This window comes from Halobaculum sp. XH14 (assembly GCF_032116555.1).
GTDB lineage: Archaea > Halobacteriota > Halobacteria > Halobacteriales > Haloferacaceae > Halorarum > Halorarum halobium.
The window spans coordinates 23,494-44,400 of the sequence record NZ_CP134949.1 but is presented as its reverse complement, the minus strand read 5'-3'; the positions used below and the strand labels follow the sequence as shown (position 1 = coordinate 44,400).

Below are 20,907 nucleotides of genomic sequence, written 5' to 3'. Positions count from 1 at the left end.
GGAATTCAGGCTCCGGGGCAAAAGCGTTCGGCACGGCCGACGGTGCGGCTCACCCCCAGGGGTGGTTCCCGGGGCCGTCCGGCCAGAGCGGGTACCAGTACTCCTTCTCGGGTTCGAGGTCGAGTTCGCCGTCGAGCACCGACTCGAGTTTCCCCTCGATGCGCTTGTCGTGCTCGCCGTTCGTCGGCGCGAACGGGTAGTACGCGCCGCGGCGGAACGAGTACACCCAGTAGCCCCGCTCGTCGGGGGCGTCCTCCCGTTCGAACCCGAACACCGCGGCGAGGAGCCGCGAACCGTAGCCGCGCTCGACGAACGTGTCCGCGGCGAAGTGGATCGAGGTGACCAGGTCCTCGGGGTCGTCGTCGGCGAGTACGACCCAGTGATAGCCGTGGTCGTCCTCGTGGAGCCGGAACTCGGTGCCCGTCTCCTCGCTCCCGGCGTGGAGGATCTCCTCGACCTCCTCGACCGCCCCGGCGAAGTCGGTCGAGTCGACCGAGGAGAAGCAGAGCGCGGCCTCGCCGACCGGCCGGAAGCCGAGGTCGGCCTCCATCGTCACGTAGGCGGTGCTCATCCCGAACAGGTCCTCGGGGTAGGCCTCGCGCGTCGCGTCGGACTCGGCGTGGATGCCCAGCGCCGCCTTCACGGAGTCGAACAGCCCCATCAGTTCCCCTCCCCGTCGGTGCTGATCCCGACCGCGGGGCTCGCGTCGCTCTCGTCCGCCAGGCTCGGACTGTCCACGCGGTCGAACTCCTCGCGGAGCCTGCGGTACCGCCGGTCGACGTCGTCGGCCTTGTTCGCGGCGTTGCGGACGTGGGTCCGGAGGACGCCCCACTCGTCCTCGACGGCGGCGAACGACTCCCGGAGCCCGTCGAGCTGCTCGGCGACGGCCTCGGCCTCCTCGGAGAGCTGTCTGGCCTGCACGTCGGCCTTGATGAGCTCGAGCTTGTGGCCGAACGTCAGCGGCGAGACGACCTGCACGCCCTCGCTCGTGAACTCGCGGAGCATGTCGTACTCCTCGGTGACGAGGTGGTAGTAGACGCTCTCGGAGGGGAGAAAGGCGAACGCGAAGTCGGTCGTGCCCGCGGCGGGTCGGACGTAGTCGTCGGCGATCTTCCGGAGCTGTGACCGCACGTCGCCCGCGAACGCGTCGCGGTGGCGGGCCGCCTCGGCCTCGTCCTCGGCCGCGACGGCGCGCTCGTAGTTGTCCAGCGGGAACTTCGCGTCGACGCAGATGAGCCCCGAGGAGGAGCGGATGTGGGCGTCGGGCGTCTTCCCGTCGACGACCTGTTCGCGCAGGCCGTACATCTCCGGGGGCAGGTGTTCGGAGAGCAGCACGTCGAGCTGTTCCTCCCCGAACGCGCCGCGCTCGCGGGGGTCACGGAGCATGCTGTCCAGGTCGGCGTGGAGGTTCTGCATGCTGTCGGCGTGCGTCTCGATGCGGTCGACCTTCTCGGCGAACTCCAGGTCGGTGAACGTGCGACTGACCGCGGCGGTGAGCGCGTCCGAGTCGACCTCGATCTCGTCGTCGTCGATTCCCCGGACGGATGCCCAGAGCCGCAACAGGAGCACGGTGACGACGAGCAACAGCGCCACGACGACCCCGAGCAGCGCGGTTTCGAGCGTGAGCGCGATGTCGCTCGACTGGAGCGGGAACATGTTTCGGGGTAGGGAAACTCCGGGTATAAGCGTTGGTTCGTGGTATTGGATACAGTGTGTCGAACAGAATGCGACGGCATCGTGGTGCAGACCGCGGAAGCCCCCGCGGCCATCGAGGCGTTCCTGGCCGTCGAAATCCTGCTCACCGTCTCCGAAGAATCAGTGCACGTCCCGGAACCCGAGACGAATCAGACCGTCTCCAGTTCCCGCTCCAGGTCGCGCAGCCGGTCCACGCGCTTCTCGGTGCTCGGGTGGGTCGAGAACAGCTTCCCGACGACGCCGCTCTTGAGCGGGATGATGAAGAAGGCGTTCATCTCGGAGGTCTCGCGCAGGTCGTCGTCCGGGACCTTGTCCATCCGGCCGTCGATGGTCAAAAGCGCCGAGGCGAGCGCGCCCGGCTTGCCCGTGATGGCCGCCCCGCCGCGGTCCGCGGCGAACTCGCGGTAGCGCGAGAGCGCCCGGATGAGGATGAACGAGACGATCCAGACGACCAGCGAGGCGGCGATGGCGACGAGCACGCCGCCGCCGTTTCGGTTCCGCCCGCCGCCGAAGAACGCCCCCCAGCGGACGACCATGAACGCGATGGTCGAGAGGAACGAGGCGATGGTCATCACCATCACGTCGCGGTTCTTCACGTGCGCGAGTTCGTGAGCGAGCACGCCCTCCAGCTCCTCGTCGTCGAGCGTCCGCAGGAGTCCGGTCGTCACACAGACCGTCGCCTTCTTCTGTGAGCGCCCGGCGGCGAACGCGTTCGGCGTCCGGGCGTCGGACACGGCGACCTTCGGCTTCGGCAGGTCGGCCTGCTGGCTCAGCCGCGTGATCTTCCGGTGCAGGTCGGGGTACTCCTCCTCGCTCACCTCCTTGGCCCCCATCGAGTACAGCGCGAGCCTGTCGCTGAAGAAGAACTGCGCGAGCAGGAACGGCACCATGAGCACCAGGAACCCGACGTACCTCGTCTGTGAGAGCACCGCCGCGAAGACGATGTAGAGGGCGAACAGGAGGAACATCGTGAAGACCATGCGTCCACGTAACCCCCAGTCAGTCTTCCATTCCATGTCCCGTTCTACTCGCTTCACGGCTTAAACGCTGTCGTGGCGGCACGCGAGTATCAGCGCTCGATAGCCGGGTCGAAGCGATTTACTGTCAGGTCGCCCGACCGTTTCGGGTGGCCGGGCGCGCACAGACGGAGGCGATCGGGGTCGTGACGCTCACCGTCGTCGCGGTCCTCGTCTCGGGGACGGTCGGCGTCGTCGTCGGCTCGGTGACGGACGCCGACGCCGGGAGCGCCACGTACGGCGACTACCGCTTCGACGCGAACGCGTCCGGCGTCTCGGTCACCCACGCCGGCGGGGACGCTGTCCCGCTCTCGGCGCTCTCGCTCGTCCTTCGGGGACCGAACGGAAGCGCGAGCGTGACGTTCGTGGACGGGACGCTCGCCGACGGCGGCACCGCGTTCGAACCGGGCTCGACGTGGCGCTACGCCGCAGCGCCGTTCCCGTTCGACGGCCCCGCGGAGCTCGACCTCCTCGTCGTCCACCGGCCGTCCGAGACGGTCGTCGACGACGCGACGGTGGGCGTGGGGCCCCCGGCGTCCTCGTCGCCGCCGCCCCCGGTTTCGACCACGGGACCGACTTCGACGCGATCCCCGGAACCGACCGCGACGCCGTCCCCGGAACCGACCGCGACGCCCACCGCCACTCCGACGCAGTCACCCACTCCCGCGCCGCCGGCCGCACCCCCCGCCGATGAGGACTGGTGGGACGGCGGCTGGTGGGACGACTGGTGGGGCGGTGACGACGGCGACGGTGGTGACGACGACACCGGCGGAACCGACGGCGGCGACTGGTGGCGCTGGTGACGGTCCCGACGAGGTCCGGCGACCGGACCGGGGTTTCGAACCGGCCCCGCCCCCGAGTCACCCGCCGGACGTGGGACTTATTTCGTCCCGGCCGACAGTGACGGTGTGGTCGAACTCCTCCTCCTCGTCGGGCTCGCGGTCGCCGTCTTCGTCGGTTTCAACATCGGCGGCTCCTCGACGGGGGTCGCGTTCGGCCCCGCCGTCGGCAGCGGCCTCGTCTCGAAACTCACCGCGGCGGGACTGATGACCGGCTTCGCGCTGCTGGGTGCGTGGACGGTCGGCCGCGGGGTCATCGACACGATGGGCGGCCGCATCGTCCCGTCCGGACAGTTCACCCTCGTGGCCAGCGTGGCCGTCCTCTTCTTCGTCGGGCTCGCGCTGCTCATCTCCAACACGTTCGGCGTCCCCGCCTCCACCTCCATGACCGCCGTCGGTGCCATCGCCGGGCTGGGCGCGGCGACGAACACGCTGAACGCGGACGTGATGGTTCGCATCATCGGCTGGTGGCTCGTCTCGCCGGTCATCGCATTCTGGGTCTGTGCGGTCATCGGGCGCTATCTCTACCCGTACCTCGACGCGCGGTTCGCCATCGACCGCTCGGACGGGCCGGTCGTCGAGTTCGCCGTCGCCGGCGGGTTTCCCCGCGTTCGGCGCGCGGCAGGGACGACGCCGCGCGAACTGCTCGGCACGGTCGTCGTCGTCCTCATCGCCTGCTACATGGCGTTCTCGGCGGGCGCGTCGAACGCGGCAAACGCCGTCGCGCCGCTGGTCGGGAGCCCGGAGGCGAACCTCTCGATCGAGGTGGGCATCCTCGTCGCCTCGGCCGCAATTGGCCTCGGGGCGTTCACCATCGCCCGGCGGACGCTCGACACGGTCGGCAACGACCTCACGGACCTGCCGCTGCTCGCGGCGCTCATCGTCGAGGTCGTCTCCGCGAGCCTCATCACGTTCCTCTCGTACATCGACATCCCCGCGTCGCTGGCCGTCTCGGCGACGATGTGCATCGTCGGCCTCGGCTGGGGCCGCGCGACCCGGACGACGAGCGTCGGCGACGCGGTCCGGGGCGAGCGCCCGGAGGTGTCGGTGAACGCGCTCGCGGCCGAGAACGAGGGCGAGGGAACGGTGCCCGGCGTCGGCGAGGAGGAGGGCGAGGACCTGCTCGCGGACGACCTGTTCAACCCCGGCACGACGGGCCGGGTCATCTTCTTCTGGATCCTCACACCGTCGCTCTCGTTTGCGGCATCCTACGCGCTGTTCACGCTCTCGCCGGTCTGAGGGCCCGATCCGGCTCCCGTCGGGTGACTGTGCGGTCGGTTCGGGAGGCGGACGGCACCGCCCGCCCGGCTCGAATCCAGAGGTTTCGGCCGGCCTAATCCCCCGAGGATGGCGAATTCGGGCACGGAGATAGCAACATCTAATTGGGCGGCCGCCGAATCCGGCCTTGATGCCCACGGTCGAATACCTCAACTACGAAGTGCTCGATGACCACGGCTGGGAGATGGACGACGACGACCTCTTCGCGGAGGCTGCCGACGCCGGCCTCGACGACGAGGACTACGGCGAACTCGAAGTGAACGAGGGCGAGTACATCCTCGAGGCCGCGGAGGCACAGGGGTACGACTGGCCGTTCTCGTGCCGCGCCGGCGCCTGCGCCAACTGCGCGGCCATCGTGACGGAGGGCGAGATCGACATGGACATGCAGCAGATCCTCTCGGACGAGGAGGTCGAGGAGAAGAACGTCCGGCTCACCTGCATCGGCTCGCCGGCGGCCGACGAGATTCAGATCGTCTACAACGCGAAGCATCTCGACTACCTGCAGAACCGCGTCATCTGATCGGCGACGTCCGGTTTCTGCGACGACCGACGACGCTGCGGCCATCTTCTCACACGTTCGACGCCACTTGAGCTCCGACCCGACGAGGCCGAGCCCCGACCACGCGTCGACCGACTCCTACTCTCTTCATGCTGGCGGCCGTACGGGGCCCCATGGCCCTGCACGCTCTCGAGAACGTCGACGACGCGCTGGCGGTCACCCGCGAGTTCCTCACCCCGATCGACCGAACCGTGTGGGTCAAACTCGCGGTCGTCGTGTTCTTCGTCGGCGGGCCGGGCGCGGGCACGAGCAGCTTCCAGGCCGGTCCCGGCGGGGACGGTACCGGGGGAACGCCGCCGGGCGGGATGGCGTTCCCCGACCTCGGCCCGCGGGCGTGGCTCGCGGTCGCCGCCGTCGTCGGCGCGGTCCTGCTCGTCGCGCTGTCGCTCGCTCTCGTCGGGTCGATCATGGAGTTCGTCTTCGTCGAGTCGCTCCGGAACCGGGAGGTCACCATCAGGCGCTACTGGGGTCGCCGCTGGCGGCAGGGCGTGCGGCTGTTCGCGTTCCGACTGGTCGTCGGCCTGTTCGTGTTCGGCGCGGTCCTGCTCCTCGCAGCGCCGTTCGTGCTCCCGCTGCTTGGCGTCGGCGGGGTCGGCGGCGGCGTCGCCATCGCGCTCTTCGTGGTCCTGCTGCCGCTCCTCCTCCTGCTCGCGCTCGTGGCTGGCCTCGTCAACGGGTTCACGACCGTGTTCGTCGTCCCGCTCATGGTGCTGGAGGGCGGCGGCGTCCTCGCCGGCTGGCGGCGGCTCTGGCCGACCATCACGGACCAGTGGGTGCAGTACCTCGCGTACGCCGTCGTGGGGTTCTTCCTCTCCGTCCTCGGCGGGCTGGCCGTCGGCATCGTGACCGCACTCGTGGCGGTCGCGCTGTTCATCCCGTTCGGGCTCCTCGCCGCGCTCGGCATCGCCGTGTTCGCGTTCGTCGCCGAACCGGTCGGCATCGGGCTGCTCGCCGTCTTCGCCCTCCTGTTCGGGCTGTCGCTCGTCGCCGTCGCGGCGCTCGTGCAGGTGCCGGTCCAGACGTACCTGCGCTACTACGCGCTCCTCGTGCTCGGCGACGTGGAACCCGCCTTCGATCTCATCCCCGACCAGCGCGCCGCCGTGCGCGAACCCACGGCGGAGTAACCGCCCGCGCCACCGCGGCCGCCGACCCGGGGCACGCCGTCCGCACCGCGATTCCCAACGGCTAACTCCCCCCGGTCCCCGATGCCCCCAATGACCGTGCTCGGCATCGCCACGCTGGCCGACCTGCTCCGCCTCCTGGTCGTGCCGGCGTTCGCCTGGGCGGCCTACCGAGACGTCCGCACCCGTCGGCTCCCCAACCGGCTCTGGCCGCCGCTCGTCGCGGTCGGCCTCGTCGCGCTCGCGCTCGACGCCGCCGCCCTCTACCCGTTCGCGGGCTACGAGGGACGGCTGTTCCTGATCCGGACGGGATTCGCGCTGCTGTTTCTCGTCCCGTTCTCCGTGCTCGCGTATCGCATGGCGGCGTTCGGCGGCGCGGACATGAAGGCGCTCGTCACCCTCGCGGTCGTGTTCCCCGGCACGCCCGAGTACATCGTCCCGACGTGGGTGCTGCCGGGCGTGACGTGGCTCCACGACACCGTCTATCCCGTGGTCCCCTCGACGCTCGGCGTCACGGCGATGTCGGCGCTCACGAACGCCGTGCTGCTCGGCGCGGTGTTCGTGCTCTCGCTCGGCGTCCGGAACGCGCTCGCCGGTCGAGTCTCCCCCGCGATGTTCGTCGGGGAGTGGGCCTCCATCGGGACGCTGCCGGACCGTCACGGCTCGCTGCTCGAGGCCGGGGACGGACTCCCGTCGCGGGGCCTCGACCTCGACGCACTCCGGATGTATCTCCGCTGGCGGGGGAGCACGCTCGCGGACCTCCGCGCCGACCCGGAGCGTCACCGGAACCCCGATAGCGTGACCGACACCGCGAACCCGACGGACGGCGCGGTCCACGTCGGCCCGCGGACGGACGGCGGGACGTCCACCGCGGGTGAATCGGTCGACGGGACGGTCGCGGATGCGGAGCCGGTGGACGCCCCCGAGTACGAGGACCCGTGGGCCGCCGAGCGCTTCCTCGACTCCCTCGAGGGAACCGCCTACGGCACCGACCCGGCGACGCTCCGCGAGGGGCTGGAGACGGTGTCGGAGGCCGACGCGGTCTGGGTGTCGCCGGGGCTGCCGTTCGTCGTCCCGCTGTTCTTCGGGCTGGTGGTGTCGCTCGTCTACGGCGACGTGTTGACGGTGGTGCTGGCCGCGATGGGGCTGCTGTAACCCGCCCCTGCTCGATTCCAGGGGCTCCCGACCGCCCGTGGTTTTGTGGCTGGACGCGTGTGGGACGGTATGGACGACCGCGCCCGTCGGCTCCTCACTCTCGTCGCGTTCCTCGTTCCGGCCGCGCTCACGTACCAGGGGTTCCCCCGCGTGCTGCTGTTCCCGCTCGCACACGGGCTGGTCTGGGCGATCGCGGCTAACGGCCTGATCCGCCAGTGGGACGCCTGGGGAACGGGCCACGACGGCCCGACGATCCCCGGCTGGCTGTTCGTCTACGTCGTGCTGTTGAACCTGTCGGCGGGGGCGGCCCTGCGGCTCGGCGACGCGCTCGGGCTGGGCTCGCTTCCGACCGGCCTGCTCGCCGCGTTCGTGTTCGGCGTCGCGGTCGCCGGCGCCGTGGCCGGACTGGGGATCGCCGGGGAGTCGGGATCGACCGACGCTTCGACGCCGGTCGACGGTGCCGGCGGGTCGACGTCGTCGGATCGGTGACGCGTCTCGGGAACCACCGGTCGTGCGCGAACCCTCCCGATTCGGTCGTATTCTTCCCAATTTGGTCGGTTCGTCCGCCGTTCGAGAATCCGAGGTTCCGCCGACGGTCGGTTCGGAGCTGTCTCCGTTCCGGTTCACCCGTACCCGGAAAACACTTCCCCGAGCCACCGGTCCCAACGCACATGTCGAACCACTGGTCCCGACGCCGGGCGCTGGCGGCGCTGGGTGCCGCCGCCGTCGCCGGCTGTAGCCAGCCGGAGAGCCCTCCCGACGACGAGCCGCCGGACCTCGGCTCGCCGGACACGCCGACGGGGACGCCGACCGCCGCACCGGAGCCCGAGACCTCGTTCACGCCGACGGAGGACTGGGCGGTGCCGACCGACGCGCCGGCGGCCGACGTCGAGGTGAACGTCCTCGTCGAGAACCTCGAGATCCCGTGGGACGTCTCCGTCGCGTCCAACGGCGACCTGTTCGTCACCGAGCGGGTCGGTCGAGTCACGCGCTTTTCGGCGGGCGACGTCGAGTCCGTGCTCGCGCCCGAGGACGCCATCGACGCCGGGTCGGTCCCGCCGGGCCACGACGAGCAGCCCTGGTGGGTGAAGGGCGGCGAGGGCGGCACCCTCGGCGTCGCGGTCCACCCCGGCTACCCCGACGTCGAACTGCTGTTCGTCTACTACACCGCCCCCGAGGGCGACGGGCGCGAGAACCGGATCTCCCGGTTCGACCTCTCGGCGGCTGACCCCTCGAGGACCGAGACGGTGCTGGTCGAGGGCATTCCGGGCTCGAACATCCACAACGGCGGCCGGCTCACCTTCGGCCCGCACGGACATCTCTGGGCGACGACCGGTGACGGCGGCGAGGAGGCGAACGGGACGGACCCGTCGAGCCTCGGGAGCGCGACGCTCCGCATCACCGTCAACGGCGAACCCGCGCCCGCCAACCCCGACATCGACGGGGGCGACCCGCGGGTGTTCACCTACGGCCATCGGAACCCGCAGGGCATCGCCTGGCTCCCCGACGGGACGACCGTCGCCACCGAGCACGGCCCGTCCGCGAAGGACGAACTCAACCGCCTCGAGGCGGGCGCGTACTACGGCTGGCCCGACGTCCGCACCGAGGAGGAGTACCGGAACGCGGAGGGCGTCCACCGCCCGCTGTTCAACACCGGAAACCGAACCTGGGCGCCCACGGGCTGTCTGTTCTACACCGGCGACGTCGTCCCGTCATGGCGGAACCGGCTGATCGTCGGCGGCCTGCGGAGCCAGCAGGTGCTCGTGACGACGCTCACCCCGCCGGAGGCCGAACTCCCGCCGGAGAACGGCGGCCGGCGCTTCGACGCCGACTGGCTCGACGACGCCTACACCGCGACCGTGAACCCGGTGCTCGAAAACGAACTCGGTCGCGTCCGCCACGTCGAGCAGGGCACCGACGGCGGCATCTACGCCATCACCTCGAACCGGGACGGACGGGCGACGGACGGCTTCCCGCGCGAGCGTGACGACGTGCTCGTCAGGCTGGAGGCGTCGACGTGACGGGTCCCGGTGGAGGACGCCGTGGAGGTCGTGAGCCCGGAGCGGGTCGCGGCCGCGCGGCGGCCCTGACGGCGCTGCTCGTCGCGCTGCTCGCGCTCTCGCCCGCGGTCGCGGCGCTCGGCGGCGGGGCCGGCGGAGGCGTCGTCGCCGGCGGAACCGGCGGCTCAGGACCCGGGAGCGTCGCCGGCGTGGCCGGAACGGGCGTCCAGTCGAGCCAGTCCGGCAGCCTGAACCCCTGTGTCGGCACGATCAGCCAGGAGCCAGACTCCACGACGCTGCTGACGATCCAGGGCGCGCGCGCCGGCGGGAAGACGGCCTCGCTGATGGTCGGGGTCGCCCCGAACGGCTCGGTCGTCGGCGTCCACAACGACAGCGCGGCGGGCCGCTGGTGGCTCTACGACGTCGACCCGATGGCGAACGGCGACCTGCTCGTGGCGACGACCGAACCGGGCATCTCCGTCGTCGAGCGCGTCGACCCGGCGACCGGCGAGCACGAGTCGGTCCGGCGGCTGGAGAACGTCGAGGACGCCCACGACGTGGACGCGATCGGCGACGACGAGTACGTCACCGTCGACAAGGGCGACGGCCGGAACCGCGTCGTCGTCTACAACGCCACCCGCGAGGAGACCGTCTGGGAGTGGCGCTTCGAGAACCACACCGACCGCTTCTCCCACTCGGGCGGCGGGCCCCACGGCGAGGACTGGACCCACGTCAACGACGTTGACGAGATCCGCGACGGCGTGTTCATGGTCTCGGTCCGGAACTTCGATCAGACCATCGCCATCGACCGCGAGTCGAAGGAGATCCTGTGGACGCTGGGCTCGGACGACGACTACGACGTGCTGAACGAGCAGCACAACCCGGATTACATCGAGGGCGAGAACGGCACCGGCACCGTGCTCGTCGCCGACAGCATGAACGACCGGGTGGTCGAGTACGCCCGCGTCGACGGCGAGTGGGAGCAGACGTGGGTGCTGGAGGGCGGCGGGCTCGACGAACCGCGCGACGCCGACCGCCTGCCGAACGGCAACACGCTCGTCACCGACCGCCACGGCCACCGGGTCGTGGAGGTCACGCCGCGCGGCGAGGTCGTCTGGGAGTTCTACACCCCCTGGCAGCCGTACGACGCCGAGCGCGTCGGCACCGACCCCGGCTCCGAGGGGCCGACGATGCGACAGCTCAGGGCCGAGGGTACCCACCGGATGCAAGGCAGCGCCGGCTACGACACCGCGCGCATCGAGGAGTGTTACGCGTACCTGACGGGCTGGGACGGCGGCAGCCGGCTCGTCCCCGACGACGAGCTGTGGGGCGAGACGGGCGGCGGTGACGCCGGCACCGACACCGGCGGCGACGGGACGGACGGCGGCACCGACGAGGGCCCCGCCCCCACGACGGTCCCGCCCCGCGAGGACGGCCCCTCGCTCGGCGGCTCCGCGCCGCTCGTCGGCGCGGGCGTGGTCGTCGCGCTCGCGGTCGTCGCCGCCGTGGCGGCGATTCGACGGCGAGGCTGACCGGGAGCGGTTGCCGTCGCCACCGCGGCCACGGCCGATCCGCCGTCACCCGAACCGGTCCAGCCCGCTCTGTCTGCGGACGGCCCCCGCCGGGTCGCGGTTCCAGGGGGTGTGCTCGTCCCGGAGCGCCGCGGGATCGACCGACGCGGGTTCACTCTCCTCGTAGCCGGAGCAGTCCGGCCCGCACGCTTCCGCCGGGTTGACGACGCGGTCGAAGTGGGCGCACTCGGACCGGCCGTCGGGGGTCGCCACACAGCGCGCGCAGTCCGGAAACTCGTACGTTCGCCAGCCCTTCCCGTAGGCTCGCTCCGCGATGCGGCGGCGTTTCTTCGCCTTGGTCTCGGCGTCGACGACCGCGATTTCGGTCCGTAACGGTCGCTCCCCGACCGTCTCGATGCCCGATTCGGTCACGGGCAGCTCCGCGGGTTCGCGGAGCACCGTCCGCTCGCCCGAACCGGGGTCGAACCGCCAGACGCCGACCGCGTCCGGGATGCGGTTCAGGTGCGCGCCGGTGACGTGGCTCGTGGTCGCCAGCACCACCTCGTCGAACAGGGCGAGCGAGACGTCGAACCGGAGCTGTCGTTCGAGGTCGCCCGGCGTCCCGAGGTCGGGCTTGTTCTCGATGCCGACGAGCTTGCCGACCCAGTCGTCGGGGTAGCGGGCGGTCTGGCGGACGTACTCCCGGCCGCCGCGCCGCCCGCGCGCGAGGAAGCCGCACTCGACCGCCGCCTCGACCCGCTCGCGGGCGTGATCCGGGTGCCCCTCGAACGCGTCCCGCCAGTCGCGCGCCTGCCCGACGCCGACGTCTGCCTCGATGGCGGCGTGCGGGATCTCCGCGTCGGTAATGCTGGCCCGGTCGTCGAACCCTGGGCCGGGCTCGATCCCGACGACGTCCATCACGCGGGAGCCGGGCGAGGCGACTGCGCCCCCGAGTTGGCGGGCGAGCACCCAGTCTCTCGCGCGTTCGAGGTGGGCACACAGCGCCAGTTCGAAGCCGAACTCCATCCCTGGTGGCGTTGTGGGGTGGACGGGGAAAAGGGTCGCGCGTGGACCGGACGTGGTGAGCGGGACCGATTCAGCTCCTGGACGCCCCGGGACGCGCCCGTTCAGACCTCGTTCGGCTTCGAGGCGTCGAAGCACCACCCGAATCTGAAAGTACGAATCGCCCCAAACGCGGCCCTTTTGGCCCGCGAGTCCACAGTTCACCCATGAACGACGACGTCGCGGCGAAGGCCGCCGCCGCAAAGGAGTCGCTCGCCACCCTCGATGGCGCGCTCGTCGCCTTCTCGGGCGGCGTGGACTCCAGCGTGGTCGCCGCGCTCGCCCACGCCGCGCTCGGCGAGGACGCCGTGGCCTGCACCGCGCGGAGCGAGACGCTGCCCGCGGCGGAACTCGAGGACGCCCGCCGGGTCGCCGACGACATCGGCATCGAGCACGCGGTCGTGTCGTTCTCCGAGCTCGAGGACCCCGAGTTCGTGACCAACGGCGAGGACCGCTGCTACCACTGCCGGACGATGCGGCTCTCGCGGATGTACGAGGCGGCCCGCGAGCGCGGCATCGAGACGGTCTGTGACGGGACGAACGCCTCCGACCCCGGCGAGGGCCACCGGCCGGGGCTCCAGGCCGTCGAGGAACTGAACGTCGCCTCCCCGCTGCTGGAGGCCGCCATCACCAAGGACGAGGTGCGCGAGATCGCCGCCCACTACGGCCTCGACGTGGCCGACAAGCCCTCGATGGCGTGTCTCTCCTCACGCATCCCGACTGGCATCGAGGTCACCGAGGAGCGCCTGACCCGCATCGAGAACGCCGAGCGCATGCTCCGAACCTGGGGGTTCTCGCAGTTCCGCGTACGCGACCACGACGGCCTCGCCCGCATCGAGGTCGGCGCTGACGAACTGGCCGCCGCGCTCGACCCCGAGTTCGTGACGGCAGCGCGCGAGCACCTGCTCGATCTGGGGTTCGACCACGTCACGCTCGACCTGGAGGGGTACCGGACGGGAAGCGTCAGCCCCGCGACGGTCGAAGGGACGGAACCGCAAGACGGCGATGGTGGAGTCGAAACGGAGGGGTTCGGCGACGGCGGGGCGGTGGCCGAGGACCTCTCCAGAACGTACCCGGGCGGCGAGTAGAGCGTCCCTCGACGGCTATTCTCTCGGCCCCGGTCGAAAACCAGCACCCACCCGGTCACCAGTTCCCCTGGAGACGCGCCGTCCGGTTTCCCCGGGGAGCGTCGTGCGGACGGTCACCGGTCCAGCGGCTTCCGCATACAGGTCGCCGACGCGGGACAGAGATCCGTAAACTCGGTCGTCCCCCGGACGGCAGACGGAACGGCTGCCCGGTCGAGCGCCTCGTAGCCGCGGCCGCGGAAGAACCCCGCCGCGGTCGTCGTCAGCAGGTAGAGCGTCCCCACGCCCTCCTCGCTCGCCCGCGCCTCCAGGGCGTCACACAGCGCCGCGCCGTACCCCCGCCCGCGGTTCGACTCACCGATCACGACCGACCGGAGGAGGCCGTTCTCCCCGTGCGGTTCGAGGCCGCCGACCCCGACGACCGCCGCGTCCGACCGCGCGAGATAGAAGCACTCCGGCTTCGCCCGCACGTCGCCGTTCGGGAGGTCGTTCGCCGCGAGCACGGCCTCGACGCGGTCGATACCCTTCGATCCCGCCGGTTCGAGGGTGATCGACGGCTCGGTCATGAAGCGGCCTCGACGCCCGTCCTCGTGACCGTGACGCGGACGCTCCCGCCGAGGTCGACCGTGAACTCGCCGCAAACCCGGAGACAGCGAGCCAGTGCGGCGGCTCGGCGTGCGGCGAGCGACGGGCCGACGACGGCCGCGAGGACGCCGGCAGCGGCGAGCGGGCGGGCGATCGCCAAGAGCGACAGGACCCCCGCGGCCAGCATCGCGTAGGCCCTGAACACTGCCTGCCAACTGGGCTGGTCGATACCTGAACGGTCTCGCGGAGCGGGTGGTCCGTACATCGAGCGTGTGGTGAGTGCCGTGGTCGCGGGTCGGTTCGTTGCGGTCGCGGGTCGGTTCGGCTCCGGCCGGTTCGACCCCGCGCGGATCGGTCCTGATCGGACTGTTGGCCGGCGAGACTCGGCCCCTCCGGGAGCGGTCACGCGGCTCCCTCCTCGCGCCCGGATCGGCGTTCGGCCGTCGGCTTCTCGGCCTCGATGGTCGCGGCGACGAGGAACTCCGCGAGGTCGCGCTCGTCGTCCCAGTCGCGGATGAACGACTCGCTCTCGTCCTTCGGCTCGATCGAGACGTCGACGAACCCGGCATCCGTCAGCATCGTCTCGAGCGCCGAGGTCGGCGACGCGCCGCCGACGCACGCGGCGACCGACTCCGGGTCGGCGTCGAGCCCTTCCGGCGGTTCGGCCGTCAGCACGACGTCCGAGACGGCGAGGCGGCCCCCCGGGCGGAGCACGCGGTACGCCTCGCGGAACACCCGCGGCTTGTCCGGCGAGAGGTTCACGACGCAGTTCGAGATGATCACGTCGATCACGCCGTCCGCGACCGGGAGGTGTTCGATCTCGCCGAGCCTGAACTCGACGTCGTCCGCGTCGTTCGACTCGACGTTCTCGCGGGCCTTCTCGACCATCTCCGGGGTCATGTCGACGCCGACGACGCGGCCGTCGGGAGCGACCTCCCGCGCCGCGAGGAAACAGTCGAACCCGCCGCCCGAGCCGAGGTCGAGGACGTCCTCGCCCGCTTCGAGCCCCGCGAGCGCGGTCGGGTTGCCACAGCCGAGCCCCAGGTTCGCACCCGGGGCGACGGCGTCGAGGTCCTCGTCGGAGTAGCCGTGTTTCGACGACCGCTCCGCGGGAGAGTCACGGGAACCGCCCGTGCCGCCACAGCACGATCCGGATTCGCGCGACTGCTCCGTGGCGATGCCCGCGTAGCGCTCCCGCACGGCCGTCCGCCGTTCCGCCGCCTCGTCAGTCATCGGCGGTCGACCTCGTGTCGCCGAGGACGTCCAGGAGCCGGGTCGCCCGCGGCGTCGCGGAGTAGTAGCGCCACCGGCCCTCCTTGCGTCGTTCGACGAGCCCGGTGCTGAACAGCCGCGAGAGCGCCTGGCTGACCGCGCCCTGGCTCACGCCGAGCGACGGCTCCAGCTCGCAGCCGCAGACGGCGTCGTCCGCCTCGGCGACGAAGCGGAGCGCCTCGTACCGGGTGTCGTTACCGAGCGCCGCGAGCGTCTCCACGTCGGCGGCCACCTCGCCGTCGGTGAGCGAGTGACCGCGCGCACAGCAGTCGGCCGCTCGCGGCCCCCGCCCGTCGGTCAGTTCGCCGTCGGTCTGCTGGCCATTCATTAGCACCTGCTAATATTAGGGTACACTAATATAAGCGTTGCCGTGGTGACGCCGGCGGGTGGGGGCGTGACGATGCGGCCGAACGGCAGTCGTCGCCGTGAACGAATCCCGTCAGGAGGGCGGCTACCGAACCGGCGGCGGGTTACTCGGTTCCGGTCCCCAGGAGCGCTTGCCGGACCTTCGTGGCCCGCTCCCGGTCCTCGAACAGCAGGAGGAACTCGCCCTCCCACTCCCCCTCGGCGATGGCCTCCGCCAGGCCGCCGGTGATGCCAAAGCGGTTCTCCTCCTCGCCGTCGACCGCGATGGCGATCTCGCAGGCGTCGGGGTCGTCAGCGACGCCCGCCGTGCGCACCGTCTCGCCGACGGACGACGTCCCCCCGTCGGTCAGCGTGACCGGGACGCCGGGGGAACTGCCCGTCCGTTCGACCGGGCCGACGGTCTCGACGTCGCGCTCGTCGAACAGGTGACGGGTGCCGTCGGGGCCGTGCAGGCTCGCCTCGAGGTCCACCGCGGGGGTCCCGCCGGTCGGCTGCTCGTCGGAGGGCGTGCCGTCGGTCGACGGCTTTCCGGCCGAGGAGTCGTCGGTGGAGGTGCCGTCGGAGCCGAAGCCGCTCGTACAGCCGGCGAGGCCGGCGAGGGCGGTACACGCGAGCGCTCCGAGCGTGCGCCGTCTGGAGGGCTGCATGCGTCGGCGGTCACGGCCCTCCGAGAAAAGCGTCCGGCCCGCTCAGTTCCCGGTCCAGCGTAGCAGCGCGAGCGTCCCCTCGAAGAGGGTGATCATCGTGACGGCGACGATGATGGGCGCAAAGCCCGTCGGGTCCACCGAGATGAACGTGAGCGCGAGCCCCAGGAACCCGCCCCAGAAGATGAGCCGGCGGTCCTCCAGCCACTGGCGGGTGACGACGCCCATCATGATGGCGAGCTGGATGAACAGCGGAATCTGGAACACGACCGCGAAGTAGCCCATCATGATGAGGATGAGGTTGAACGTCTCCTTCAGGCCGAACGCGAGTTCGGCGGTGCCGACGGTGTAGCTGATGAAGTAGTCGAAGACGAACGGGAGGACGGCGAAGTGGGCGAACGCGGCGCCGACGACGCCCAGCACGAGGCTCGTGGGAACGGCCGCGAGGTAGTACCGGCGCTCGTGGGGGTAGAGGCCGGGGCGCATGAAGCGGTACGTCTGGTAGACGAACATCGGGAGGCCCGCGAGCAGGCCGGCCAGCCCGACGACCTTGATCTTGGTGAGGAGGTACTCGAGCGGGCCGTACACGTACGGCGAGTAGCCGCCCTCGCCGCCCGGCGTGGTCGGCAGGCCGACGTGGTAGTCCCAGAAGTAGCGGATGAGTTCGGCCGCGCTCGGCACCACCGGCGAGACGCTGCCGACGAACAGCACCGCGCCGGAGACGACCGCGGCGACGGCGAAGACGGCCGCGAGCCGTCGCATCATCTCCTCGATGTGCTGGGTCAGGGGCATCTCCTGGTCGGAGTCGGGCCCCTCGACGGAGCCGCCGAGCGCGTTGCCGACGTTCTCGACGGTCTGCATCCCCTTCTGGGCGGTCGTCAGTTCCTCCTCTTTCTCCGCCTCCGCCGCGTCGGCGTCGACGGGTTCGGCGGAGCCCTCGCCGTCCCGACCGGCGTCCGGGGTCGATTCGGGCTCCTCGGGGCCGACGTCGAGGTCGTCGGCCACCGCGTCGGCCGGGTCGTCAGGTCGGTCGACCTTCTCGAGCGTTCCGTCGCCGTCCAAATCGGGGTCAGCAGCGGAGTCAGTCGCCTCGGGCTCGTCGTCCTCCGAAGTGTCAGTAGCCGTTTCGTCGGCATCCTCCACGTCCGTCGTGCCCGACCCGGAGTCGTTCGTCGAATCCCGATTCTCCCCCGAATCCGTGTCCGGCGCCTCCGAGCCGTCGGAGGCTCCGTCCGAGACCTGCTCCTCGTCGTCGGACGCGGATTCGTCGGCGCCGTCGCTCGGCGTCGACTCTGGAGACCCGTCCGCGTCCTCGGTCATCATCCGTTCTACCTCCCCCGTCAGTTATAGGCCTTTTCCGATGGACTCGTGAGAAAGTCGGTCGCGTCGGCGAGTCAGGTGCGATCGTCCGGCTTCCGACGGGGCGACGACCGTCCAGCCGCCAAAGGCACCAGTTCACCCTCCGGGAGGGAGGGAAGCACGGCGTAGCCGTGCTGACCGAGCGAGCGGGCCGACGAGCGACCCGAACGAGCGGAGCGAGTGAAGGGAGGGAGGAGTGCTTTTGGTCGAGCTTTTACCGAGGGCCGCCGGAGGCGGCCCGCAGCGTAAAAGGTCGCGGTGTGAAAAGGTTGATAACCGCGAGGAGGCTCCCCAACGGTATGTCGAGCGCACTCGACGAGGACACCCAGCAGGCGCTGGCGGCCGGCCAGGACACGGTCCGGGCCATGCTCCGCTCGGCCCAGAAGGACCTCCAGAAGGTGTTCATCGTCTTTCTCGTCGGGTTCCTCGGGACGTTCTACTCGCTGCGGCTCTACGTCTGGGAGTTCCTGAAGGCCGTCACCGAGGCCCGGCTGGACTCGCTGACCGCACAGGAGGTGAAGATCATCGCCCAGACGCCGTTCGACGTCATCCTGTTGCAGGCGAAGATCGGCCTCGCGGTCGGGATACTCGTCGCCATCCCGCCGTTCCTCTACTTCGCCCGGGAGCCGCTCCGCGAACGCGGCCTGTGGCCCCAGACGCCCGTCGCCCGCTGGAAACTCGTCCTGATCGGCCTGCTCGCCGCGGGACTGTTCGTCGGCGGCGTCGCGTACGGCTACCTCGTCTTCTTCCCGTTCATGTTCGCGTTCCTGGCGAACAACGCCCTCTCGGCGGGCATCTCGCCGACCTACTCCATCGTGAAGTGGGCGGAGTTCATCATGCTGCTCACGTTCTCGTTCGGCTTCGCCGCGCAGATGCCGCTGGTCGTGACGGCGCTCTCCTACGCGGAGATCATCCCGTACGAGACGTTCCGCGACAAGTGGCGCTACGCGGTCCTGCTCATCTTCGTGTTCGGCGCGTTCTTCTCGCCGCCGGACCCGTTCACCCAGGTCATGTGGGCGGTGCCGCTGCTCGTGCTGTACGGCGCCTCGCTCTACCTCGCGAAGGTCGTCGTCACTGCAAAGCGTGGGAGCGCCCGCATCGACGCCCCCGCCACCGCCAGGCGCAACTGGAACGAACTCGGCGGGATCGGCGTGCTCGTGGGCGCGGCCGTCGCGCTGTTCTTCCTCCGCGGCGGCCCCGAGGCGGTGAACGCCGCAATCGCCGGCCTCACCACGTCCAGGGTCCCAGTCCTGACCGAGACCGTCGCGATCGTCGCCGCCGTCGTCGCCGCGCTGGCGGCGATGCTGGTCGCGCTGGCGTACTACATCTACGTCGAACTCAACGCCGCGGTCGACGTGGGCGGCAAGGTCGGCGAGCCGGGGAGCATCGACCTCGCCGGGCTCGACGCCGACGGCGTCCGGTCCGCGCCGCCCGAGGCGTTCGCCGGGATGGACGAGGAGGAGGCGCTCGCGGCCGCCGAGGCGGCGATGGAATCCGACGACCCCGCGAAGGCGCAGGCCATCCTCGACCGCTACGACGAGGCCGAAGCCGCCGGCGAGGCGGGCGAGGGTGCTGAATCGGCGGATGGCGACGCGGCGGGCGCGGCCGCTTCCGCCGGCCCGCCGCGGGACCTGCTCACCGGCGACGGCGCCGTCCTCGGCGCGATCCGGCGCGGGAGCGGCTTCGTCGACTGGCGAGCCCGGTTCACGGGGCTGTGGAACGTGCTGCTTGGCATCGGCGGGGTCGTCTTCGCGGTCGGCTATCTGCTGCTCGAACGGCCCGAACTCGCCGACGGCGTCCTGACCGAGTACGGCACCTCGGCGGCCGCGCTGACCGCGTGGGTGCCAGTGACGGGGACGGCCGCGCTCGGCCTGTTCGCCGCCGCGGGGCTGCTGCTCGCAGTCCTGCTGGGCGCGCTCCTGTCGGTGTACGTCGCGTACTCGGCCGGCACCGACCCGGAGGCGGTCGACATCGGAGTGCTCTCGGCCGAGGAGGTCCGGCGTGCCCCGAACGCCACCTTCGCCGCGGTGTCCGAACAGCGGGCGAACTTCCTGGCGAGCACGGCGGCCGAGGCGGGCGACACGGAGAAGGCGCGGGTCGTCCTCGACCGGTTCGACGAGGTCCAGCGGGCTCGGGAGGCGGCCGGCGGTTCGGGCGGGGGAGGCGTCCCCGGCGCGTCCGACGACATCGGCGACCGGACGTCACGCGCGAGCAGCACGTTCCTCGACGGACTGACCGACGGCGACTCCGACGAGGACGACATCGGCGGCTACTACGACGACCTGGCGTTCATCGCCAACTCGCTGCGCTCCCGGGCGTTCCGGCTCGTCGTCGTCTTCGGCGTCGTCATGGCCGGGACGTTCGCGTGGCTGTATTCGGGCGGGATCGGGGACGTCCGGCGGAACTTCGTCCGTCGGCTCCCCGAGGAGGTGGTCGGCGAGGGCGCGGAGCAGTTCGGCGTCATCGTGCTCCACCCGGTCGAGGCGCTCATCTTCGAGGTGAAGATCTCGACGCTGCTCGGGATCGCCGCCGTGCTCCCGTTCGCGGCGTACTACGCCTGGCCGGCGCTCCGGGAGCGCGGGTTCGTCCGCGGGCGAAGACAGGTCATCTTCGGCTGGACCGCGATGCTGCTCGTGGGGCTGTTCGGCGGGCTCTACCTCGGCTACACGACCATCGCGCCGGCGGTCATCTCGTGGCTCGTCGGCGACGCGCTGCGGGCCGGGATGATCATCAGCTACCGGATCAGCGACTTCTTCTGGCTCGTCATCTTCACGACGCTGGGCATCGGCGTCCTGGCCGACGTACCCATCCTGATGATCCTGCTCAACTCGGCGGGCGTCTCCTACCGCGCGATGCGGAAGCGCTGGCGCGAGGTCACCGTCGCCATCATGCTGGCCGCGGCGCTGTTTACCCCCGCGGACGTCATCACGATGTTCCTCGTGACGGTGCCGCTGATGGTCGCGTACGGCATCGGGCTGGGGGTCCTGTTCGTGCTGACGCTCGGCGGCAGGCGGGACCTCCGGAAGCCGACGGTCGGGACGACGCGGTAGGGCTGCCCGGTCGCGATTTTCGCGGGCGACGTGACTTCCCACCGGTAGCGGTGACCCGCGTGACGGCGAGCCCCGCAGGGGCGAGCGGACGCGCGCGAGGGATGAGCATCGTGGTTCGAGACGCCAGCGGCGTCTCGTCATCACGAAAGGCGCGAAGCGCCTTTCGAACGACAGCGACCGCAGGGAGCGAGAAGCGCAAGAGGCTGGGGAGGGTGAGGTGCGGGGCGGTGCGGTTGCGGTGGGTGGGACTGAAAGGGGCCGCGGGGGCTTTCGAGGTAGTCGCGGCACCCCCGACCGAAATTCCGCTGTA

At 70.9% G+C, this 20,907-nt stretch carries 20 protein-coding genes; 10 read left to right on the top strand and 10 right to left on the bottom strand.

Annotated features, from left to right (window positions below; all coding sequences use genetic code 11):
• Positions 1-49: 49 nt before the first annotated feature.
• The 3 genes from pspAB to htpX all read right to left on the bottom strand — a co-directional run bounded on the left by pspAB (position 50) and on the right by htpX (position 2,711).
• On the bottom strand, positions 50-661 hold the full coding sequence (gene pspAB, locus RJT50_RS00235; protein WP_313692981.1) for a PspA-associated protein PspAB: 612 nt from the start codon (positions 659-661) through the stop codon (positions 50-52).
• Positions 661-1,656, bottom strand: coding sequence for a DNA recombination protein RmuC (gene rmuC, locus RJT50_RS00230; RefSeq protein ID WP_313692980.1), 996 nt, complete (start codon positions 1,654-1,656; stop codon positions 661-663). Before rmuC ends, pspAB begins: the two co-directional genes overlap by 1 nt.
• Positions 1,657-1,844: 188 nt before the next feature.
• Positions 1,845-2,711: a zinc metalloprotease HtpX gene (gene htpX, locus RJT50_RS00225; RefSeq protein ID WP_313692979.1), complete on the bottom strand. Its 867-nt coding sequence runs from the start codon at positions 2,709-2,711 to the stop codon at positions 1,845-1,847.
• Between the two features lie 110 nt (positions 2,712-2,821).
• Here htpX and RJT50_RS00220 point away from each other — a divergent pair, with 110 nt between their 5' ends.
• The 8 genes from RJT50_RS00220 (at position 2,822) to RJT50_RS00185 (ending at position 11,195) form a co-directional block, all read left to right on the top strand.
• The gene (locus tag RJT50_RS00220; protein ID WP_313692978.1) at positions 2,822-3,514 is read left to right on the top strand and encodes a type IV pilin domain-containing protein; all 693 of its coding nucleotides are present in this window, start codon (positions 2,822-2,824) and stop codon (positions 3,512-3,514) included.
• Positions 3,515-3,619: 105 nt separating this feature from the next.
• Positions 3,620-4,789, top strand: a complete 1,170-nt coding sequence (locus tag RJT50_RS00215; protein ID WP_313692977.1) for an inorganic phosphate transporter — start codon at positions 3,620-3,622, stop codon at positions 4,787-4,789.
• A 169-nt stretch (positions 4,790-4,958) separates the two neighbouring features.
• Complete coding sequence (fer, locus tag RJT50_RS00210) at positions 4,959-5,348, top strand: ferredoxin Fer (RefSeq protein WP_313692975.1); 390 nt, start codon at positions 4,959-4,961, stop codon at positions 5,346-5,348.
• A gap of 152 nt (positions 5,349-5,500) precedes the next feature.
• Positions 5,501-6,511 (top strand): DUF7544 domain-containing protein, encoded by a 1,011-nt coding sequence (locus RJT50_RS00205; RefSeq protein WP_313692974.1) that lies wholly within the window; start codon positions 5,501-5,503, stop codon positions 6,509-6,511.
• Between the two features lie 90 nt (positions 6,512-6,601).
• Complete coding sequence (locus RJT50_RS00200; protein WP_313692972.1) at positions 6,602-7,663, top strand: A24 family peptidase; 1,062 nt, start codon at positions 6,602-6,604, stop codon at positions 7,661-7,663.
• 69 nt (positions 7,664-7,732) lie between these two features.
• Complete coding sequence (locus tag RJT50_RS00195) at positions 7,733-8,152, top strand: hypothetical protein (RefSeq protein WP_313692971.1); 420 nt, start codon at positions 7,733-7,735, stop codon at positions 8,150-8,152.
• 182 nt (positions 8,153-8,334) lie between these two features.
• A complete protein-coding gene (locus RJT50_RS00190) occupies positions 8,335-9,684 on the top strand; it encodes a PQQ-dependent sugar dehydrogenase (protein ID WP_313692969.1) in 1,350 nt (449 codons plus the stop codon).
• Entirely contained in the window at positions 9,681-11,195 is a 1,515-nt protein-coding gene (locus RJT50_RS00185; protein WP_313692966.1) for an aryl-sulfate sulfotransferase, read from the top strand. The genes RJT50_RS00190 and RJT50_RS00185 overlap by 4 nt, the downstream gene beginning before the upstream one ends.
• Before the next feature lie 45 nt (positions 11,196-11,240).
• On the opposite strand, the gene RJT50_RS00180 is transcribed toward RJT50_RS00185, so the two are convergent.
• Entirely contained in the window at positions 11,241-12,200 is a 960-nt protein-coding gene (locus tag RJT50_RS00180; protein WP_313692963.1) for a DUF5787 family protein, read from the bottom strand.
• 203 nt (positions 12,201-12,403) lie between these two features.
• Here RJT50_RS00180 and larE point away from each other — a divergent pair, with 203 nt between their 5' ends.
• Positions 12,404-13,324 carry an ATP-dependent sacrificial sulfur transferase LarE gene (gene larE, locus RJT50_RS00175; RefSeq protein WP_313692960.1) on the top strand — a complete coding sequence of 307 codons (921 nt, stop codon included), beginning with the start codon at positions 12,404-12,406 and terminating at the stop codon, positions 13,322-13,324.
• Positions 13,325-13,437: 113 nt separating this feature from the next.
• Here the strand turns inward: larE and arsN2 are convergent, their stop codons facing one another.
• The 6 genes from arsN2 to tatC (RJT50_RS00145) all read right to left on the bottom strand — a co-directional run bounded on the left by arsN2 (position 13,438) and on the right by tatC (RJT50_RS00145) (position 17,511).
• On the bottom strand, positions 13,438-13,887 hold the full coding sequence (gene arsN2, locus RJT50_RS00170) for an arsenic resistance N-acetyltransferase ArsN2 (RefSeq protein WP_313692959.1): 450 nt from the start codon (positions 13,885-13,887) through the stop codon (positions 13,438-13,440).
• Positions 13,884-14,111, bottom strand: a complete 228-nt coding sequence (locus RJT50_RS00165) for a hypothetical protein (protein ID WP_313692957.1) — start codon at positions 14,109-14,111, stop codon at positions 13,884-13,886. Before RJT50_RS00165 ends, arsN2 begins: the two co-directional genes overlap by 4 nt.
• Before the next feature lie 197 nt (positions 14,112-14,308).
• Complete coding sequence (arsM, locus tag RJT50_RS00160) at positions 14,309-15,139, bottom strand: arsenite methyltransferase (protein WP_313692954.1); 831 nt, start codon at positions 15,137-15,139, stop codon at positions 14,309-14,311.
• Entirely contained in the window at positions 15,132-15,506 is a 375-nt protein-coding gene (locus RJT50_RS00155) for an ArsR/SmtB family transcription factor (RefSeq protein ID WP_313692953.1), read from the bottom strand. The genes arsM and RJT50_RS00155 overlap by 8 nt, the downstream gene beginning before the upstream one ends.
• Positions 15,507-15,648: 142 nt before the next feature.
• Complete coding sequence (locus RJT50_RS00150; protein ID WP_313692952.1) at positions 15,649-16,191, bottom strand: preprotein translocase subunit SecD family protein; 543 nt, start codon at positions 16,189-16,191, stop codon at positions 15,649-15,651.
• 42 nt (positions 16,192-16,233) lie between these two features.
• A complete protein-coding gene (tatC, locus tag RJT50_RS00145; RefSeq protein WP_313692951.1) occupies positions 16,234-17,511 on the bottom strand; it encodes a twin-arginine translocase subunit TatC in 1,278 nt (425 codons plus the stop codon).
• A gap of 335 nt (positions 17,512-17,846) precedes the next feature.
• Here tatC (RJT50_RS00145) and tatC (RJT50_RS00140) point away from each other — a divergent pair, with 335 nt between their 5' ends.
• A complete protein-coding gene (gene tatC / locus RJT50_RS00140) occupies positions 17,847-20,597 on the top strand; it encodes a twin-arginine translocase subunit TatC (protein WP_313692948.1) in 2,751 nt (916 codons plus the stop codon).
• Positions 20,598-20,907: the final 310 nt, after the last annotated feature.

Coding starts and splice junctions, on each gene's coding strand:
- arsM (WP_313692954.1), bottom strand. CDS start 15,139: ATGACTGACGAGGCGGCGGAACGGCGGACGGCCGTGCGGGAGCGCTAC.
- RJT50_RS00180 (WP_313692963.1), bottom strand. CDS start 12,200: ATGGAGTTCGGCTTCGAACTGGCGCTGTGTGCCCACCTCGAACGCGCG.
- htpX (WP_313692979.1), bottom strand. CDS start 2,711: ATGGAATGGAAGACTGACTGGGGGTTACGTGGACGCATGGTCTTCACG.
- RJT50_RS00190 (WP_313692969.1), top strand. CDS start 8,335: ATGTCGAACCACTGGTCCCGACGCCGGGCGCTGGCGGCGCTGGGTGCC.
- RJT50_RS00205 (WP_313692974.1), top strand. CDS start 5,501: ATGGCCCTGCACGCTCTCGAGAACGTCGACGACGCGCTGGCGGTCACC.
- tatC (WP_313692948.1), top strand. CDS start 17,847: ATGTCGAGCGCACTCGACGAGGACACCCAGCAGGCGCTGGCGGCCGGC.
- tatC (WP_313692951.1), bottom strand. CDS start 17,511: ATGATGACCGAGGACGCGGACGGGTCTCCAGAGTCGACGCCGAGCGAC.
- pspAB (WP_313692981.1), bottom strand. CDS start 661: ATGGGGCTGTTCGACTCCGTGAAGGCGGCGCTGGGCATCCACGCCGAG.
- RJT50_RS00200 (WP_313692972.1), top strand. CDS start 6,602: ATGACCGTGCTCGGCATCGCCACGCTGGCCGACCTGCTCCGCCTCCTG.
- larE (WP_313692960.1), top strand. CDS start 12,404: ATGAACGACGACGTCGCGGCGAAGGCCGCCGCCGCAAAGGAGTCGCTC.
- RJT50_RS00155 (WP_313692953.1), bottom strand. CDS start 15,506: ATGAATGGCCAGCAGACCGACGGCGAACTGACCGACGGGCGGGGGCCG.
- RJT50_RS00195 (WP_313692971.1), top strand. CDS start 7,733: ATGGACGACCGCGCCCGTCGGCTCCTCACTCTCGTCGCGTTCCTCGTT.
- RJT50_RS00150 (WP_313692952.1), bottom strand. CDS start 16,191: ATGCAGCCCTCCAGACGGCGCACGCTCGGAGCGCTCGCGTGTACCGCC.
- rmuC (WP_313692980.1), bottom strand. CDS start 1,656: ATGTTCCCGCTCCAGTCGAGCGACATCGCGCTCACGCTCGAAACCGCG.
- arsN2 (WP_313692959.1), bottom strand. CDS start 13,887: ATGACCGAGCCGTCGATCACCCTCGAACCGGCGGGATCGAAGGGTATC.
- fer (WP_313692975.1), top strand. CDS start 4,959: ATGCCCACGGTCGAATACCTCAACTACGAAGTGCTCGATGACCACGGC.